The organism is Pseudomonas sp. W2Aug9 (genome assembly GCF_023127755.1).
GTDB classification, from domain to species: Bacteria; Pseudomonadota; Gammaproteobacteria; order Pseudomonadales; family Pseudomonadaceae; genus Aquipseudomonas; species Aquipseudomonas synxantha_A.
Window position 1 is genome coordinate 155,275 of sequence record NZ_SPKL01000001.1, and the last position, 16,783, is coordinate 172,057.

Annotated in this window: 17 protein-coding genes; 9 read left to right on the forward strand and 8 right to left on the reverse strand. The window is 59.3% G+C overall.

Going from position 1 to position 16,783, the window contains the following annotated elements:
* The first annotated feature begins 44 nt into the window (after nt 1-44).
* Nucleotides 45-965 (forward strand): histone deacetylase, encoded by a 921-nt coding sequence (locus E3O56_RS00670; protein ID WP_248127611.1) that lies wholly within the window; start codon nt 45-47, stop codon nt 963-965.
* A gap of 171 nt (nt 966-1,136) precedes the next feature.
* Nucleotides 1,137-2,363 carry a TIGR03862 family flavoprotein gene (locus E3O56_RS00675; RefSeq protein ID WP_248127613.1) on the forward strand — a complete coding sequence of 409 codons (1,227 nt, stop codon included), beginning with the start codon at nt 1,137-1,139 and terminating at the stop codon, nt 2,361-2,363.
* Nucleotides 2,364-2,483: 120 nt separating this feature from the next.
* Here E3O56_RS00675 and E3O56_RS00680 read toward each other — a convergent pair whose 3' ends face one another.
* Together E3O56_RS00680 and yedA are read right to left on the reverse strand one after the other, a co-directional pair.
* Nucleotides 2,484-3,818 (reverse strand): DEAD/DEAH box helicase, encoded by a 1,335-nt coding sequence (locus tag E3O56_RS00680; protein ID WP_248127615.1) that lies wholly within the window; start codon nt 3,816-3,818, stop codon nt 2,484-2,486.
* 48 nt (nt 3,819-3,866) lie between these two features.
* Nucleotides 3,867-4,763: a drug/metabolite exporter YedA gene (gene yedA, locus E3O56_RS00685; protein ID WP_032879345.1), complete on the reverse strand. Its 897-nt coding sequence runs from the start codon at nt 4,761-4,763 to the stop codon at nt 3,867-3,869.
* 161 nt (nt 4,764-4,924) lie between these two features.
* Here yedA and E3O56_RS00690 point away from each other — a divergent pair, with 161 nt between their 5' ends.
* A complete protein-coding gene (locus tag E3O56_RS00690) occupies nt 4,925-5,386 on the forward strand; it encodes an Lrp/AsnC family transcriptional regulator (protein ID WP_005791661.1) in 462 nt (153 codons plus the stop codon).
* 90 nt (nt 5,387-5,476) lie between these two features.
* Here E3O56_RS00690 and E3O56_RS00695 read toward each other — a convergent pair whose 3' ends face one another.
* Together E3O56_RS00695 and E3O56_RS00700 are read right to left on the reverse strand one after the other, a co-directional pair.
* Nucleotides 5,477-5,740, reverse strand: coding sequence for an acyl carrier protein (locus E3O56_RS00695; protein WP_148854028.1), 264 nt, complete (start codon nt 5,738-5,740; stop codon nt 5,477-5,479).
* Nucleotides 5,730-6,296: a hypothetical protein gene (locus E3O56_RS00700; RefSeq protein WP_148854027.1), complete on the reverse strand. Its 567-nt coding sequence runs from the start codon at nt 6,294-6,296 to the stop codon at nt 5,730-5,732. The genes E3O56_RS00695 and E3O56_RS00700 overlap by 11 nt, the downstream gene beginning before the upstream one ends.
* A 475-nt stretch (nt 6,297-6,771) precedes the next feature.
* Here E3O56_RS00700 and E3O56_RS00705 point away from each other — a divergent pair, with 475 nt between their 5' ends.
* A complete protein-coding gene (locus E3O56_RS00705) occupies nt 6,772-7,083 on the forward strand; it encodes a DUF3077 domain-containing protein (protein ID WP_148854026.1) in 312 nt (103 codons plus the stop codon).
* Nucleotides 7,084-7,223: 140 nt separating this feature from the next.
* Here the strand turns inward: E3O56_RS00705 and E3O56_RS00710 are convergent, their stop codons facing one another.
* The 3 genes from E3O56_RS00710 to E3O56_RS00720 all read right to left on the reverse strand — a co-directional run bounded on the left by E3O56_RS00710 (nt 7,224) and on the right by E3O56_RS00720 (nt 9,189).
* Nucleotides 7,224-7,835, reverse strand: a complete 612-nt coding sequence (locus tag E3O56_RS00710) for a 3'-5' exonuclease (protein WP_032879341.1) — start codon at nt 7,833-7,835, stop codon at nt 7,224-7,226.
* Between the two features lie 31 nt (nt 7,836-7,866).
* Entirely contained in the window at nt 7,867-8,343 is a 477-nt protein-coding gene (locus E3O56_RS00715; RefSeq protein WP_005791666.1) for an NYN domain-containing protein, read from the reverse strand.
* Nucleotides 8,344-8,463: 120 nt separating this feature from the next.
* On the reverse strand, nt 8,464-9,189 hold the full coding sequence (locus tag E3O56_RS00720; RefSeq protein WP_078822404.1) for a DUF2076 domain-containing protein: 726 nt from the start codon (nt 9,187-9,189) through the stop codon (nt 8,464-8,466).
* A gap of 183 nt (nt 9,190-9,372) precedes the next feature.
* Between E3O56_RS00720 and E3O56_RS00725 the strand changes: the two genes are divergently transcribed.
* Both E3O56_RS00725 and E3O56_RS00730 read left to right on the forward strand, forming a co-directional pair.
* Complete coding sequence (locus E3O56_RS00725; RefSeq protein ID WP_057703350.1) at nt 9,373-10,032, forward strand: YciC family protein; 660 nt, start codon at nt 9,373-9,375, stop codon at nt 10,030-10,032.
* Between the two features lie 41 nt (nt 10,033-10,073).
* Nucleotides 10,074-11,162 carry an endonuclease/exonuclease/phosphatase family protein gene (locus E3O56_RS00730; protein WP_248089284.1) on the forward strand — a complete coding sequence of 363 codons (1,089 nt, stop codon included), beginning with the start codon at nt 10,074-10,076 and terminating at the stop codon, nt 11,160-11,162.
* Between the two features lie 3 nt (nt 11,163-11,165).
* Here E3O56_RS00730 and E3O56_RS00735 read toward each other — a convergent pair whose 3' ends face one another.
* On the reverse strand, nt 11,166-11,933 hold the full coding sequence (locus E3O56_RS00735) for a TIM barrel protein (protein ID WP_032879335.1): 768 nt from the start codon (nt 11,931-11,933) through the stop codon (nt 11,166-11,168).
* A gap of 189 nt (nt 11,934-12,122) precedes the next feature.
* Here E3O56_RS00735 and E3O56_RS00740 point away from each other — a divergent pair, with 189 nt between their 5' ends.
* From E3O56_RS00740 to E3O56_RS00750, 3 genes are all read left to right on the forward strand, one after another.
* The gene (locus E3O56_RS00740; protein ID WP_005791674.1) at nt 12,123-13,025 is read left to right on the forward strand and encodes a GntR family transcriptional regulator; all 903 of its coding nucleotides are present in this window, start codon (nt 12,123-12,125) and stop codon (nt 13,023-13,025) included.
* Between the two features lie 219 nt (nt 13,026-13,244).
* Nucleotides 13,245-15,701, forward strand: a complete 2,457-nt coding sequence (locus E3O56_RS00745) for a membrane-bound PQQ-dependent dehydrogenase, glucose/quinate/shikimate family (RefSeq protein ID WP_248127617.1) — start codon at nt 13,245-13,247, stop codon at nt 15,699-15,701.
* A gap of 330 nt (nt 15,702-16,031) precedes the next feature.
* Complete coding sequence (locus E3O56_RS00750; RefSeq protein ID WP_005791677.1) at nt 16,032-16,769, forward strand: TSUP family transporter; 738 nt, start codon at nt 16,032-16,034, stop codon at nt 16,767-16,769.
* Nucleotides 16,770-16,783 lie beyond the last annotated feature (14 nt).

The window sequence follows — 16,783 nt, forward strand, 5'->3', positions numbered from 1 at the left end:
ACAGCGCTGTTAAGATCCTTCGCAGGTTCCCGTCAGAAAATCCCATGCCCTTGCCATTGATCTACCACGAAGACTACAGCCCTGAGTTCCCGGCGGACCACCGCTTCCCCATGGACAAGTTTCGCCTATTGCGTGACCACCTGGTGGACAGTGGCCTGACCCAGGACAGCCAATTGCTGTGCCCGCAGCTGTGCCCGGCAGACATCCTGGCCCTGGCCCATGAACCTGGGTATATCGAACGCTACATGGGCGGCGAACTGTCTCGCGAAGACCAGCGCCGCCTCGGCCTGCCCTGGAGCGAAGCCCTGGCGAGGCGCACCGTGCGTGCGGTGGGTGGCTCGATACTGGCGGCTGAACAGGCCCTCGAACATGGCCTGGCCTGCCATTTGGCCGGTGGTACCCACCATGCCCATTACGATTATCCGGCGGGATTCTGCATTTTCAACGACCTGGCAGTGATCAGCCGCTATCTGCTGGCCAGCGGCCGGGTCAATCGCGTGCTGATCTTCGATTGCGACGTGCACCAGGGCGATGGCACTGCCCGCATCCTCCACGACACACCGGAGGCCATCACCGTGTCGCTGCACTGCGAAAAGAACTTCCCGGCACGCAAGGCCCAAAGCGACTGGGACATCCCGCTGCCCATGGGCATGGGCGATGCCGACTACCTCAAGGTAGTGGATGACGCGCTCAACTACTTGCTGCCGCTCTACCAGCCCGACCTGGTGCTGTACGACGCTGGCGTGGATGTACACAAGGACGACGCCCTCGGTTACCTCAAGCTGACAGACGCAGGCGTCGCCGCCCGCGATGAAAGCGTGATGCGCCACTGCCTGGGCCGCGACATACCGGTGATGGGCGTGATCGGCGGCGGTTACAGCAAAGACCGCCCCGCCCTCGCCCGTCGTCACGGCATCCTGCATCACAGCGCGCAGCGGGTGTGGACGTCATCAGGCTGTCATTGAATTCTGGGTGTTACTCACAATGCCTGTGGAACGGCCTGTGGATAACTTGAGCGTAAGCGGCTGCAAGCGAGTGGCCGCATGGCCTGTAGGAAAGTGTACGTTTTTTGATCAGGCAGCGGCGTCGTGGTCGGGTAGAATGCTCGGCCTATTCACATCACCGTAGCCCTGCCCATGCCTCAGACTTCTGCCCACCACGTCTCCATTATCGGCGGCGGCCCCGCCGGGCTGATGGCCGCCGAAGTCTTGAGCCAGGCGGGCGTGCGCGTGTACCTGTACGACGGCATGCCTTCAGTGGGGCGCAAGTTCCTGTTGGCAGGTGTGGGCGGCATGAACATCACCCACTCCGAAGCCTACCCGGCGTTTCTGTCGCGCTACGCCGAACGCGCCCCGCACATGGCCCCGCTGCTGCGCAGCTTCGGCGCCGAGGCGTTGTGCGAATGGATCCATGGCCTGGGTATCCAGACCTTTGTCGGCACCTCCGGCCGCGTATTTCCTACCGACATGAAAGCCGCGCCGCTGTTGCGCGCTTGGCTCAAGCGCCTGCGGGATCAAGGTGTGGTTATCCACACCCGGCATCGTTGGACCGGTTGGAATGCCGAGGGCGATTTACTTATCCACAGCCCGGACGGCGACAAAGTTGTCCACAGCGACGCGGTGTTGCTGGCCCTGGGCGGCGGCAGTTGGTCGCGCCTGGGCTCTGACGGTGCGTGGCTGAACCTGTTTGAAGGCAAAGGCCTGCCCTATGTGCGCCTGCAACCGAGCAACTGCGGGTTCGAAGTGTCGGCGTGGAGCGAGTTGATGGTCAGCAAATTCGCTGGCGCACCGTTGAAAAACGTCGCCATTGGCCTGGGGGATGACAAGCCTCGGCTGGGTGAATGCGTGATAACCGCCACCGGTATTGAAGGCAGTTTGATTTACGCCTTGTCGGCGCCAATTCGCGAAGCGATCAACCGCAGCGGTGCAGCCACGGTGCATATCGATTTGCTGCCGAGCAAACCGCTGGACAAAGTGCAGGCCGCATTGGCCAAGCCCCGGGGTTCGCGGTCGATGAGCAAGCACTTGCACAGTCAGTTGGGGTTGGATGGCGTGAAAGCCGCCCTGCTGCGCGAGCTGACGCCCGCTGAACACTTCACCGATCCGGCGCAGTTGGCAGTGGATATCAAGGCGTTGCCGCTGACATTGGTGAGGACGCGGCCGATGGATGAGGTGATCAGCACAGCGGGGGGTGTGCCGTTTGAAGCGCTGGATGAGCGGTTGATGCTCAAACCATTGCCTGGAGTGTTTTGTGCGGGGGAAATGCTGGACTGGGAGGCGCCCACTGGTGGGTATTTGCTGACGGGGTGTTTTGCCAGTGGCAGAGCGGCTGGGCTGGGGATGTTGGAGTGGCTTAATCGCTGAGAGCCGCGCTGGATTCAAGGCCGCCATCGCAGGCAAGCCAGCTCCCACCTTTGACTGTATTCACAATTTAAAGGTGGGAGCTGGCTTGCCTGCGATGAGGCCATCAGCCACAGCGCAAAATCACTTCTTCTTACGCGGCCCGGTATTGAAAACCGGCACCTTGCGCACCGGCTTGATCGACGGCTCAGCCGGCGCCACTTCACCACTGTCCACCCACTTGCCCAGGTTGCGCTTGCCGCCACCACCGGACGTTTTAGGTTTCTTCGGTTTTTTCGGCTTCTTCACCACCTGCCCGCTGGCATCGGTATCCGGTACACGATGCTCCGGCTCGAAATCCGCTTCCATTTTGCGGGTGAGGGTCTGGCGGGTCAGCATCTCGATCGCCGAGAGCATGTTCACCTCATCAGCGCACACCAGGGAGATCGCCTCCCCAGTGTTGCCCGCACGCCCGGTACGGCCGATACGGTGGATGTAGTCCTCGGCCACGATCGGCAGGTCAAAGTTGACCACCAGCGGCAGGTCTTCGATATCCAGGCCACGGGCCGCCACATCAGTGGCCACCAGGATTTGCACCTCGCTGGCCTTGAAGCGGTCCAGTGCGCGTTGGCGGGTAGCCTGGGGCTTATCGCCATGGATGCCGTCGGCGTTGATGCCCAGGCCCTGCAACTTGTCCACCAGGGCGTCCACGCCGTTGCGGGTCTTGGCGAAAACCAATACCTGCTTCCAACGGCCCTTGCGCATCAGGTGCACAAACAGTTCCGGCTTGCGCTTCTTGTCCACCGGCACCACCCACTGCTTGACGGTGTTGGCAGCGACGTTGCGCGGGCTGACTTCGATGCTCAGCGGGTCGTTGAGCATCTGCCCAGCCAACAGGCGGATGTCATCGGAGAAGGTCGCAGAGAACAACAGGGTCTGGCGCTTTTTCGGCAACATGCGATAAATGTTGGCAAGCTCTTCGGAGAAGCCCAGGTCGAGCATACGGTCGGCTTCATCCAGCACCAGGGTTTGCAGCTGGTTGAGCTTCAGCGCGTTCTGGCGGAACAGGTCGATCAGGCGGCCAGGGGTGGCGACCAGAATGTCGACGCCTTTGCGCAGCTTCATCATCTGCGGGTTGATGCTTACCCCGCCGTATACCGCGTAGGTGGTCAGCGGCAGGTGCTGGGCATATTCAGCGACGCTGGCGTGAACCTGCTCGGCCAGTTCGCGAGTCGGGCACAGGATCAGCGCACGCGCCGAGTTGGCGGCGACTTTCGGCCCTTCCATGGTCAGCAGTTGCAGCAGCGGCAAGGCGAAACCTGCGGTCTTGCCGGTGCCGGTCTGGGCCGCGGCCATCAGGTCGCGACCGGCCAGCACCGCCGGAATGGCTTGCGCCTGCACCGGCGTCGGGGTCTGGTAGCCAAGCGTCTCAAGGGCGCGCAGCAAGGGTTCGATCAGGCCAAGGGTGGCGAAAGTCATGTAGTTACCGTAGGAAAAATTCAGCGCAAGGGCGTAATGCGCGGCAGTTTACCTTATTTCCGGCTTGGGCTTGCGCCACTGGGGCAGGCTGATCAGCAACACGGCGCTGATGATCACCAGCATCGCCAAGGCTTCTTCCAGGCCGATGGTCTCACCGACGAATACAATCCCCAGCAACACCGCCACAGCCGGGTTCACGTAGGCATAGCTGGTCGCCGCTGCCGGACGCACATGCTTGAGCAGATACATGTAGGCGTTAAAGGCGATGATCGAACCGAATACCGTCAAGTAGGCCAGGGCCAGCCAGCCTTCCAGCGGCGGCATGGCCTGCAGGTGCTCGCCCGACAGCGCGCTGACAATCAGCAGCGCCACGCCGGCCACGAGCATTTCTGCGGCACTGGCCATGGCGCCCTGGGGCAGTGGCAGGTGGCGGCTCCACACCGAGCCGAAAGCCCAGGAGGCCGCCGCAACCAACAGCAAAACTGCACCCGATGGGCTTGATTGCAAGGTACTGCCCATATTGAGCATGGCGATGCCGATGATGCCCAGGATCACCCCGGCCCATTCCAGCCGCGTATTACGCGCGCCCCAGAAAAACCCACACAGCAGGGTAAACAACGGCACGGTCGCCACGGCCAATGCCGCCACACCGGACGACACACCCATGTGTTCGGCCACGCTGACACCACCATTGCCCACGGTGAGCAACAAAATGCCGATCATCCCGGCGGCCTTCCACTGCGGCCAGGTTGGCGCCGGCACCCCGCGCCACCTGAGGAAGCCATACATCAACACACCCGCCGTGCAAAACCGAATCCCCGCCAGCAACAGCGGCGGCCAGAACTCCACACCGATGCGGATCACCAGGTAAGTGGAACCCCAGATCACATACAACGCAAAAAAGGCGGCGATCAACGGTAAGGGAAAGCGACGTGGGCCAGGCATTGGGCGGCTCTAATGGCAGGAAAAGGGAGACTTATTCTAGAAACGAAGGTGGATAAACTTAAGTTACAAAACCTGTTTAAACCGCCCATACACTTTTCAAACCATGGTTATGAGGGCTATAACCCGTGCTTTCGAAAGCCACGCGCCACCGGAGCCTTACCATGGACAAATACGACCGCATGCTGCTCAGCGCCCTGCTTGAAGATGGCCGTGCTTCCTACGCGCAACTGGCGCGCACCGTGAACCTCTCCGCCCCCGCCGTGGCCGAACGCGTGGCCAAGCTTGAGGCCAGCGGAGTGATCACCGGGTACCAGGCCAAAGTGGATCTATCCAAAGTCGGTTTGCCGATTCAGTGCGTAATTGAACTGCGGCTGACCAATCACGGCAGCCAGAAGGTGTACGACGCCCTGGCGCAAATTCCCGAACTGACCGAATGCCACCGGGTCACGGGCGACCCGTGCGTGATCATGCAAGCGGCGGTGGGCACCATGCCGCAGTTGGAAGACCTGATTAATCGGGTGGCAAAGTTCGGGTTCAGCAAGACCTCGATTATTTTGTCCAGCGCCATAGAGCGACGGGTGCCGTTGGGGCAGTTGGAAGCCAATGGGAAAAATGGTGGCTGACCTACCGCCATCGCGGGCAAGCCCGGCTCCCACAGGGATCGCGTACTGCCAACTGTGGGAGCTGGCTTGCCTGCGATGGCGTCAGTGGCCTCACCGAAGAGTCGAACGCTGAACAATCAAATCGACTACCTGCTCAATCGTAGTGATGTGTTCCCAATCCTCCTGCGTCGCTTGCAACTTGAACTGCCACTTGATCTGCATGACAAAGCAGGTCAGGTCGTCATCAATGATGTCGAAGTCATGGATGAAATCGGTTTGCTCCGTCACTTCGCTTCGGTCGATAAAGCCGATGATATCGACGAATAGCTGGATCACTTTTTCGCTGATGTCGGCTCTGGTCAGGCTACCTTCCATTTCTCGCCTCATAGGCACACTTACCAATACTGACTAGGTCAAAGACTGCAAGCCCGGCAGCGACGAAGGGGATGCCTCGCCCGATGATGCCAAATACCCGGACCGTGCCAAACGTTGCCTTTGCCATTCTGGCCATGGTGGGTTGCTTGATCAACGTACGAGGGAAAAAGCGCATTCCGATCAGGCTAGCCAGGTTCGTGGTTTTGCTGGAGCCGACGTGAACCCAAGCACCCACCGCAATTTTGCTTATCGGTATACCCGCCGCACCAGTGATCACCGTTGCTGCCGTGAGGCCGTAGTGTTGCTGTGTACATTTCCAGAGTTCATCAAACGTCGTATCGGGCACGGCGGGGTCAGCGTGAATCGGCTTGAGTAACTGGTAATGAGGGCCATGACTCCAACCTGGCGAACTCGGCAACGCTATGACTGCCGGGCAGCTTGTCATCGTGTTCCCCACATGAAACGCCATGCTTGAACTGGAACCCAGATCAATGCCATTTGATTCGAGTTCCAACTTGCTTCGCACGATCGCTGTATGAAGGTCGCTTTCCTGCATGTTCTTTGTCCCTGTGCGTGAATGACACACAGGATGGTAGGCCGCAGTAAAACTCGATGGATGAGTAAAGAGGAAAACCAGAAAGGTCCTAGATCATAGCCGGATTTGGCCTACCGACCATTCAGCGCCCAGGTGAAAGAGACCTCAAAACCCCAGAGTTTCAGTGGCCAGCAAGACCAATCCCTTTCATTTGCGGGACGTTTCCGAGAGAATCCCACGGCCTTGTTTCCGTCGGATTCGGTAGCTAGTCTCGCCCTGTCATCGAATGTTCGGTGACCGGACGTGCAAGTCCGATGGCAAGCAAGATCATAAATAAACCTGCAGCCGATATGCCTGTTATGGCGGCTGTGCGTGGGAGGCCTTCGGGCCTGCTGGGTTTGGATCCTTGCCCCGGTCTTGCACACCTACGCACAGTTGCCACCCTAATTCGCGTGCAAGCGAACGGTGTCGACTTCTTCCAGCAAGGAGTTTCACCATGGCCAAAAAAGTCACCCCCGATCCACCCAAGTCCAAAACCGACTTCCTCAGCGAAGACGCCCTGCTCCACCGTCGCGCCATCGACTACTACCTCAAGGCATCCGCCCCGGATGCGCCCATTTTTATCCTGAATGACAACCTGAGCTTCGAAGACGCCCTGGCCCATGCGGCGGATTTGTTGCATTGCGCGGTGGAGACGGCACATGGGTCGGGCGAGGTGATGAAGGCGCCGCAGCGGGCGGTGATGCATTTGGTGGAGATGGCGAAGGGAGTGGTGGACCAGGCGTTGGCGTGCACACAGCCTCGATAGGCGCCGCATCACTAAATGTGGGAGGGGGCTTGCTCCCGATGGCGGTGTATCAGCCAGCTTATTTTTAGCTGACACACTGCTATCGGGAGCAAGCCCCCACCCACATTTGGATCTTTGGTGTTCTTGAGAGGGTGGCTGGTTTAGAACCCGCGATGCTTTTTCAGGTGCTCATTGATTTTGGCGGCAGGCACTTTCTGCAAGGTGCATAACAGGTCATGGGACAGTTCGCGCAGGCCGTGGGTCTGGCGCAGTTGCTGGGCCAGGTGGGCCGTGAGGTTGGCGGCCATTTCCGCATCCGCCAGCGCCCGGTGAGCCTGGCCGGTGTGGGGCAGTTTGGCGTAGGCGTTGAGGGTGCCGAGCTTGTGGTTGGGCGCAGCCGGCATCAGGCGGCGGGCCAGCAGCAGGGAGCAGGCGAATTTCTGCAGGCGGGTGCGGCGGATCAGGCCGAGCTCATAGTCCCAGAACTTCTGGTCGAAGGCGGCGTTGTGCGCCATCAAGGGCGTGGTGCCGACGAACTCATTGACCTCGTTCATCACTCGCTCAGCCGGTGGCGCACCGCGCAGCATGGCGTTGCTGATGCCGGTGAGCTGTTCGATAAAGGCCGGTACGCGCACACCGGCGTTCATCAGGCTCTGGTAGCGGTCCACGATTTGACCGCGCTCGAGGATGACCACGCCAATCTCCGTGGCCCGGCATTGGCTGCTGGGGGTGATGCCGGTGGTTTCAAAGTCGATGACCGCTATACGTTCCAAACCTGCTCCAACTCCATTCAACAATCTATTTCTATTTGAGCAACAACGCGCCTTCGATCGGCACGTAGTGGCTGGCGGCGCGTATCAATGAGTTGGCCGTCAGACCAGGCACGCCGTAGGCCACGGCCCGCACGCCATGCTTTTGGATGATGCGTTCGAGCAGCATGTCGAAATCGCCGTCACCGGAGGCCAGTACGATTTCGTCGACATGGTCGGCGGCGTCCATGATGTCGAGGGTGATGCCCACGTCCCAGTCGCCCTTGGCCGAGCCATCGCTGCGCTGGATATACGGCTTGAGTTTTACCGTAAAGCCCAGGTTGCGCAGGATCTGCTGGAATTGCTGCTGCTTGCTGTCGCCACGGTCGATGGCATACGCGTACGCCTCGACAATCTGCCCGCGAGCGCTGATGTCAGCCCACAGGGCGGCGTAGTTGAAGTGGCAGCCATAGGCTTGGCGCACGGTGTAGTAGAGGTTTTGTACATCGGCGAACACTGCAATTTTCTTCACCGCACTTCCTCATGGACAGCCAGGCGCCAGCGCCCGGAAAGGGCGCCAGTATGCCAGCCAAGGGAGCGTTTCCGGGAAAAAATCAGACCGGAGCGCCGTGGCGCCCCGGGCCAAGAGGTGTCAGACGAAGGAATCGTCGTCGCCGAAGGAAGAGGAATCGTCGGAATAATCGCTGTCAGCGAAGCTGTCGGCATTGTTGCTGCCCCAACTGTCATTGCCGGCAAACTTCTGGTCATCGTTGCCCCAGTCACCCTGGTCGCTGGCCGGTGCCGGTTGTTCGATGATTTCTTCCACCACCTGTGGTTGCGAGTTGTGATGGAACAGGCTGCTGATACCTTCGGCGAGCAACACACCACCGGCCACACCGGCAGCGGTCTTCATGGCGCCGCCGAGGAAACCGCTGCCCACGGGTGCGCCAGCCGGTGCTTGCGGCGGCTGATAGTTTTGCTGCGGTGCTGGCTGGTTGAACGACGGCCGCGCCGGCTCACGCCAGCCGCCACCGGAGTTGTTCGGCGCAGGCTGTGGCTCACGGGAGCTACCGCCAAAGATGCTCGACAAAAACCCACCACCACTGGCCGGCGCCGGTTGCGCAGACTTGGCCCGCTGCAGTTCGTCCTGCAATTGCTGGATCTGTTGCGCCTGTTGCTTGTTTTGCGCATCCAGAGCCTGGAGCGCATGTTCCTGCACCAGCAATGACTGGGTCATGTAGTAGCCGGCGGCCGGCTGGCGAGTCATGTGCTCCTTGATCCGCGCTTCGGCCTGGGCGTCGCGGGGGGCTGAGTCCGTTTCGGCTTGCTGCAACCGTGAAAACAGTCCATCGATCAGGGTTTGCTCTTCGCTGTTCATGGCGACCTCGTTAGATTGCCGATAAAAAATTCCGGTCCCGCCTGTGATCAGGCCGGGTGCCTTCCAGTTATGGGGATGTTACGAGTTGTTTCAATGGTCTTTACTCAAGGTTTACGTTTGCGCCCCTTTGGACCCTGATCGGTTAAAGTGTGGCCCTCTGCTTCCAGGCCTGTGATGACCCTGATGAATCCGTTAGACGTTTTGCGCGACTCCTTGCGTTTTACCCAGCGCAACCTGGGCGCCATCGTGCAGTTGTGCCTGCCGTTGGTGATCCTCGAAGCCCTGCTGCAACAAATACTGGACCACACGCTGGGCCCGGATGCGTTTCCCGGCTACAGCGTAGTCGTGGGTTTATTGGTGTACCCGCTGTACACCGGCGCCTTGATCCTGTTTCTCGACGCCCGCACCCGTGGCGAGTCGCCACGCACCAAGGATGTATGGGCCATGGCATTGAGCCTGTGGCCGCGCTTCGCCTTGCTGACGGCCATGAGCACGTTGCTGATATTGCTGGGCCTGTCGCTGTATTTCCTGCCGGGCTTGTGGCTGATGGTGGTGTTGGCGTTTGCCGAATACCTGCTGGTGCTGCGCGGTATGCCGGCGTTGGCGGCGATGAAGGAAAGCTTTCGCCTGACCCGCGGGCATTTCTGGCGAATCCTGGTGTGCCTGCTGTGCGTGATGACGCCGTTGTGGCTGCTCAAGGGTGCCAGCGTGGCGGCGTATCCCGAGCCCGCGCCGCTGCTGGGGCTGTTGATGGACAGTGCGCACAGCTTCCTGCAGTTGTTTACCAGCGTGGTGCTGTTCCGTTTATTCATGTTGATCGGTGGCGACGCCGACGCGCGGTGATATGCTCCGTGCCTCTTCTGACACGCATATAAGCCGAGCCGATGACCCGTTTATTGCGCATCACCCTGTTGAGCCTGTTGATCATCGTCGGCCTGCTGGCCGCGCTGATCTACAGCCTGACCTGGCGCCCTGCCGACAAAGAAACCCTGCCCGTCAGCTGCGTGGCACCCCGTGCGCCGACGCTGCTGCCGGGGCAGGCGCTCAAGGTCATGACCTGGAATGTGCAATACCTGGCCGGCAAGAACTACGTGTTCTGGTACGACACCCCGGACGGCAGCGGCCCGGACGATCGCCCTACCGTCGAAGACATGGCCTTCAGCCTCGACGAAGTGGCCCGGGTGATCCGCGACGAACAACCCGACATCCTGCTGTTGCAGGAGCTCGACGAAGGCGCCAAACCGTCCCACTATCAGGACCAGCTTGCGCTATTGCAGGAGCGCCTGGTCGACCTCTACCCGTGCAGCGCCCAGGCCTTCGACTGGAAAGCCGACTTTGTGCCCAGCCTGCATATCTTCGGCAGCGTCGGGCGCAAGCTGGCGACACTCAGCCGCTACCAGATCGAGCACGCCGAACGCCTGCAACTGCCGACCGCCGATGCCAACGTCATCAGCCGCCAGTTCCAACCCAAGCCAGCTCTGCTGCTGACATATCTGCCCTTGAGCGATGGCGGCCAACTGGCGGTGCTCAACACCCGCCTGGACGGCGGCGCACCTGGGCGCAGCGCGGTGCAGGAGCAAGTGGCAAGCACGGTAAAACTGCTGGATAAACTCGAAGGTCGCGGCACACCCTGGTTGATTGGCGGGGATTTCAACCTGCTGCCACTGGGCCAGTTCCTGCGCCTGGACGCTGGCAAGCGCGGCCAGTACTCGCCGGACAGTGAGTTGCATCTGCTGTGGGACAAATACCCGATGATCCCCAGCAACAGCCAATCCAGTGGTATCGACCGTGAGAAATGGCTGACGCACTTCCCCAACGATCCAAGCCTTGATGGCCCGGACCGCACTCTGGATTACCTGTTCTACAGCTCGCGGATCAAACGCGTGGAAGCGAAGGTGCGGCAGGAAGATACGTTGCGTATTTCCAACCACCTGCCGGTGATCGCCCGCTTCCTGCTGCCTGCCGCACAATAACCCCTAGGGTTTCAACACCTGGGCCCGCAGCGGCTTAAGCCACTCAAGGCTTTCAACCGTGGTGCCGGATGGGCGGTACTCACAGCCGATCCATCCTCGGTAGCCACGCTGCTCCAGCGCCGCGAACAAGGCGGCAAAGTCCATGGTCCCGGTGCCCGGCTCGTGACGCCCCGGGTTGTCGGCGATTTGTACATGGACGGTCCTGTCGTAAAACTGCGCCAGTACCCCGGCTGCGTCGCCGGTCAAAAGCTGGGCATGGTAAAGATCCAGAATCAGCCCGACACTCGTAAAGGTTTCCAGCACCTGTTGCGCCTTGTTGAAGTCAGACATGTAATAGCCGGGCATCGCCTGCGGGCAGATCACTTCAATAAGCGCGCGCAAACCCTGATCTTCGAGGTACTTGACCGCGTATTCCAGGTTACTTGCGTAGGCAGGCGCGCTCTCATCCTGGGGCGTGGTCACGCCAGACATGATGTGCACATCCGAGCAGTTCAGCGCCTTCGCATAGCGGGCCGCCTCGCGCAGCCCATCGCGAAATTCCTGCTCCTTGCCCTGCAAGGCAGCGATGCCTTTGGTAACACCTGCCGGCGCTGCGAACTGAATCAACGGCAGGTTGTATTGAGCCAGGTGATCGGCGAGCAGGCTGGCGTCAAATTCATAGGGCGATGGGAACTCCACCGCCCTGAAACCGGCAGCGGCGGCGGCTTCGATGCGTTGCAGAAAAGGCAATTCGTTGAACTGGAAACCGAGGTGAGCATTGAATTTGAGCATGGGTAACTATCCATCCTGGGAATAAACAAATCATCAGCCTGGAGCCTCATTCGCGACTCCAGCGCCGCGCTATTGAAAGTGGTCAGTGCAAATACTCATGCTCTTCGTATGGTATTTTCCCACTCCAGTGCGGTGGGGGCATCTGCCCCGACGGGAACGGACTGAAGCTAACCATTCGGAATAAAACCTGTGATCAAGAAAGACCTCGCCCTGCAGTTGGCCCCACGCGTCATCGACATGGTTCGCGCCCGTTCGATGAAAGCCGGTGAGCCCTTGCGCGAGCAGACATTTGCGCAAGCGCTCGGGGTGTCGCGCTCGCCGATCCGGCGGGTTTTTGCCTTGCTCGCCGAGTGGGACCTTGCCATTCAAGAGCCCAATCGTGGCTATTTCCTCAAACAAGGTGCCGGGCAGATTCAGGAAGCCGCAGTCCCTTGCGCCAGCGATCCGTTCGAGGACTTTTACCTTCGCGTGGTCGACGACATTCTGAGCGGAGAAATACCGGCGCACTTTTTCGAAGCGCAGTTGTTGCGACGCTATGAGGTGCCCCGGGGGCAGTTGCTCAAGGTGCTGAACCGGTTGGCCGGCGAAGCCATGGTGGAGCGTAAGCCAGGCCAAGGGTGGGGCCTCAAGGACTTCGTGCATAACACGCAGGCGCATATTCATAGCTACCGTTTCCGGATGGCCATCGAACCGGCGGCGCTGCTTGAGCCCGGTTATCAGGTCAATCACGCCGCGTTTGCCCAGGCCAGGCAACAGCAACAGGCCTTGATCGACGGCGAGATCCAGACCTTGTCCCGCGCGCAACTGTTCCAGCTGGGGGCCCAGTTTCACGAAATGATCGTGCAGTGCTCCGGCAATGTTTTTTTCATCGACGCCATACGCCACCAGAATCAGCTCAGGCGCTTTATGGGCTACAAGGCCAACATTGATCGCACGCGTCTTAAGGCGCAATGCCAGGAACACATCCATTTGCTCGACCTCATCGAGTCTGATCGGCGTGAAGAAGCCGCACAGTTTCTCTGGCGCCACCTGGATCAAGTCGGCCGACTCAAGACTGATCAACGCGCAGTGCCAGAAGAAAGCCAAATCTAGAGCACGTCACTGACTACCCGTCAGTGCCGCAGCTTCGCCATCACCGCGCCCAATAACGGGCCAAGCAGCCTAGCACAATTGTTTCTGATCAAAACAGAATACAAAAAAATCACCAAACAGTTAATTTTTTCACTACATATTGTATTTCGTTACAACAATAGGCAATCATGCGCGCCGCTCGGACTCGGATCCGTAACGAATCGCACAGGGATGGTGGCCATGAACGAAAGGACGTTGGGTAGTGCAGCGGGAGTCTCAAACCTCCTGTTCGGGGTGTACAACACAGTGGTTGCCCTGCTTGGCGTGATGCTGGCCTATAAAGGCGGCGTGCTGATGGCCGCGGGCGGGTCACCCTATTACGCGATGATGGGCACCGCGCTGTTGTTATCGGCCATCCTCTTGGGCCTGAAAAAGTCCCTGGGCCTCTACCTTTATGGCGCAGCCTCTGTGGCCACCTATGCCTGGGCGGTGTGGGAGTCTGGTTACGATGGCTGGGCCTATATTCCACGCCTGGCCTGGCTGGCGGTTCTCAGCGTGCCGTTCCTGGCGTTCTGGCCCGTGGTACGGCGTGATTTTGCCAAGGTCAGAAAAAGTCATTACTTCACCATTATGGGTGTGCTGCCGCTGGTGATGGGGGCCACTATCCTGGTACCGCTGTTCTTCCCCACAAACGTTCACCTTGCCGACTCGACGCTCGCCACCACACGCCCTGCCGCCGCGTTCAGCCGCAGTACCGTCACCTCTCCAGACGGCAATATTGCCGCATCACACACCGAGACCAACTGGACCGCCTATGCAGGCTCCAACCTGGGCAACCACTATTCAGCCGCGTCTCAAATCACGCCTTCAAATGTGTCGGGCCTGGTCAAAGCCTGGGAATACCACCACGGCGACGTGAAGCAACCCGGTGAGAAAACCAAGTACTTGAACGAAGCCACGCCGATCAAGGTGGGTAACTCGCTCTACACCTGCACCCCCAAGCAAATCATCATTTCCCTGGATGCCACCACTGGAAAGGAGAACTGGCGATTCGACTCCAAAGTCGACCCGGACTACTTCGCCAATGGCGGCGCCTATTGCCGTGGTGTTTCTTATTTCGAAGTCCCCAATGCCAGTGGCTTGTGCGCCTCGCGTATCATTTGGGGCACCAATGATATTCGCCTCGGCGCGGTAGACGCCCTGACCGGCCAGGCGTGCCCCGACTTCGGCAACGCAGGCTTTGCGGATTTGAAAGACGGGCTGGGCACTTTCAGAAAAGGCTCGACGGGTATCACGTCTGCCCCTCTGGTCATTCGCGGGGTGGTGATCACCGGTGGCCGAGTACTCGACTCGGATGTGCGCCCTGCCCCCTCGGGCGTGGTGCGCGCCTACGATGCAGTGACCGGCAAACAGAAGTGGGCCTGGGATTTGGGCCGGCCAGACACCAACGCCCCCGCGGGTAACAACGAGACCTACACCCTCAGCACCCCCAACTCGTGGGCACCGCTGTCGGCCGACGATGAACTGGGCCTGGTGTATGTCACCACCGGCAACGCAGCGGGCGACTTCTATGGCGGCACCCGCACAGCACAAGAAGACACGTTCAGCTCGTCCCTGGTCGCACTGGACGCCACCACCGGTAAAGTCCGCTGGCACTTCCAGACAGTCCACCATGATCTATGGGACTACGACCTGAGCCCGCAACCCAGCCTGATTGATTTTCCGACGGCTGCCGGGCCACGCCCGGCCGTGATCCAGGCGACCAAATCCGGCCAGTTGTTCGTGCTTGACCGCGCCACCGGCGAACCACTGGTGGATATCGTGCAAGCTCCTGTCCCACAGGGCACCGCCCCGGGAGACTACACCGCAGCCACCCAGCCACTGTCCCCTGATATGCCGAGCACCATGGGGCGTCCATCGAAAACACCGGAAGTACTGACCGAAGCCAATGCCTGGGGCCTGACGCCTTTCGATCAGATGCAATGTCGCCTCGAATTTCGCCAGGCACGCTACGAAGGGATCTTCACCCCGCCGGTCGTGGGCCAGCAAAGCCTGATCTTCCCCGGCCATCATGGCGGCTTGAACTGGGGCGGTGTGATGGTCGACCTCAAGCGAGGGCTGCTGATCATCAATAACCAGCGCCTTCCTTATATGCAGGGGCTGGTACCACGCGAACAGCTCGACGCCATCAATGCCAAGTCGTTCCAGGAGTCGCCGGGCAACGCCCAGGGCTTCCGCGTCCAGGCCGGGCTACCTTACGGCGCAATTAAAGACCCGTGGATGTCATCCCTGGACCAGCCTTGTATTGCGCCACCCTGGGGCTTTATCTCCGGTATCGACCTGCGCACTCGCGATGTCGTGTGGAGCCGCCCGTTCGGCACAGGCTATGACAGTGGACCTTGGGGGATAGCCTCCAAGATGCGCTTCGAAATCGGTACGCCGAGTGATGCAACCGGCGTGACAACCGCTGGCGGCGTGACGTTCATCGGCGCCGCTATTGACCGGTTCATGCGGGCTTACAACAGCGAAAGCGGTGAGCTGCTCTGGGAAGAACGCCTCCCGGCAGGCAATCAGGCTTCACCCTTGACCTACATGAGCCAGGGTCGACAGTACGTGGTGGCGGTGGTTGGCGGTCATGACCGAATCCCAACCAAGTTAGGTGACAGCATCATCGCCTGGGCCCTGCCTGAGCAGTAAATCGAGTGCTGTAAGAGAGGCTCGCTATGACCGTATCGGTGGGTAAAACATATACATGTTCTACCCCCCTCAGTCATGGCGTAGTTTCTGGCACGTATCGCATCACTTCAAAGTGATGACAGGCTAATGACTTACCGCAGGAAGTTTATAAGTAGCGGCCATCACTGCTGCCCTTTATTCACGTAGCAATACCCACTTCTACGCCAGATTCAAAGCGCCTGACTCTCTCAGCGCGCTCGCAGGCGATTGCGCCCGGTTTACTCACCTGATGAGAAGCCTGCGCATCGATATATACGCTTTACGCTTTATAAAATTGGATAGGAATTAACAATGCTCGAACTTTCTGATGGTTTGTATCTATTGGTGGGCGTCAGTTTTATTACGTCATTCATGACGGCTGCCATTGGCGTGGGCGGCGGGATTGGACTGCTTGCGGTTATGCCTCAATTCATCCCCATTTCTGCGGTTGTACCGGTTCACGGCTTGATTCAAATGGTCAGCAACGCCAGTCGATTCGCGTTTGACTTCAAAAGTGCAAAAGTGGAAATCCTGCCTAAATACGTTATCGGCTGCCTGGTCGGCGCGTTCATCGGTTACTTCTTCATCGGCAAATTTCCCGAGCAATATTTATCACTGATTCTCGGCTTCTTCATCCTGGCCATCACCTGGACCAAGATCGTCGCACGCCTGGGTTTTATATTTAAAAACTTTGCCCTGGTGGGCTTTTTTCAAACCTTCCTTTCACTGTTCGTGGCCGTAACCGGTTTGATATCGCAGCCCATCCTGATGAAGATGAATATTAATAAAAACGAAGTCATTGTCACCCACGCCATGCAAATGAGCGTACTGCACGGGCTCAAGGTCGCCGCCTTTGTTATTGCAGGTTTTGCGTTCATGGATTACGCCAACCTGATCATCATCATGATTACCGCCTCTACATTGGGTTCGTACTTGGGCGGCTTTCTCAGAGACCGTATATCGCAGCGTGTCGGCGCAATGCTGTTAAAGGCAGGGGTGACGTTTTTTGGTTTGAAGATGATCTTCGATCATTTTTTCAACGGCCTGTAAAAAGTTCTTCCAAT

What these genes read in the sequence shown, in the direction of transcription:
- E3O56_RS00670 (WP_248127611.1), top strand. Translation starts at nt 45, where the DNA reads ATGCCCTTGCCATTGATCTACCACGAAGACTACAGCCCTGAGTTCCCG.
- E3O56_RS00675 (WP_248127613.1), top strand. Translation starts at nt 1,137, where the DNA reads ATGCCTCAGACTTCTGCCCACCACGTCTCCATTATCGGCGGCGGCCCC.
- E3O56_RS00680 (WP_248127615.1), bottom strand. Translation starts at nt 3,818, where the DNA reads ATGACTTTCGCCACCCTTGGCCTGATCGAACCCTTGCTGCGCGCCCTT.
- yedA (WP_032879345.1), bottom strand. Translation starts at nt 4,763, where the DNA reads ATGCCTGGCCCACGTCGCTTTCCCTTACCGTTGATCGCCGCCTTTTTT.
- E3O56_RS00690 (WP_005791661.1), top strand. Translation starts at nt 4,925, where the DNA reads ATGGACAAATACGACCGCATGCTGCTCAGCGCCCTGCTTGAAGATGGC.
- E3O56_RS00695 (WP_148854028.1), bottom strand. Translation starts at nt 5,740, where the DNA reads ATGGAAGGTAGCCTGACCAGAGCCGACATCAGCGAAAAAGTGATCCAG.
- E3O56_RS00700 (WP_148854027.1), bottom strand. Translation starts at nt 6,296, where the DNA reads ATGCAGGAAAGCGACCTTCATACAGCGATCGTGCGAAGCAAGTTGGAA.
- E3O56_RS00705 (WP_148854026.1), top strand. Translation starts at nt 6,772, where the DNA reads ATGGCCAAAAAAGTCACCCCCGATCCACCCAAGTCCAAAACCGACTTC.
- E3O56_RS00720 (WP_078822404.1), bottom strand. Translation starts at nt 9,189, where the DNA reads ATGAACAGCGAAGAGCAAACCCTGATCGATGGACTGTTTTCACGGTTG.
- E3O56_RS00725 (WP_057703350.1), top strand. Translation starts at nt 9,373, where the DNA reads ATGAATCCGTTAGACGTTTTGCGCGACTCCTTGCGTTTTACCCAGCGC.
- E3O56_RS00730 (WP_248089284.1), top strand. Translation starts at nt 10,074, where the DNA reads ATGACCCGTTTATTGCGCATCACCCTGTTGAGCCTGTTGATCATCGTC.
- E3O56_RS00735 (WP_032879335.1), bottom strand. Translation starts at nt 11,933, where the DNA reads ATGCTCAAATTCAATGCTCACCTCGGTTTCCAGTTCAACGAATTGCCT.
- E3O56_RS00745 (WP_248127617.1), top strand. Translation starts at nt 13,245, where the DNA reads ATGAACGAAAGGACGTTGGGTAGTGCAGCGGGAGTCTCAAACCTCCTG.
- E3O56_RS00750 (WP_005791677.1), top strand. Translation starts at nt 16,032, where the DNA reads ATGCTCGAACTTTCTGATGGTTTGTATCTATTGGTGGGCGTCAGTTTT.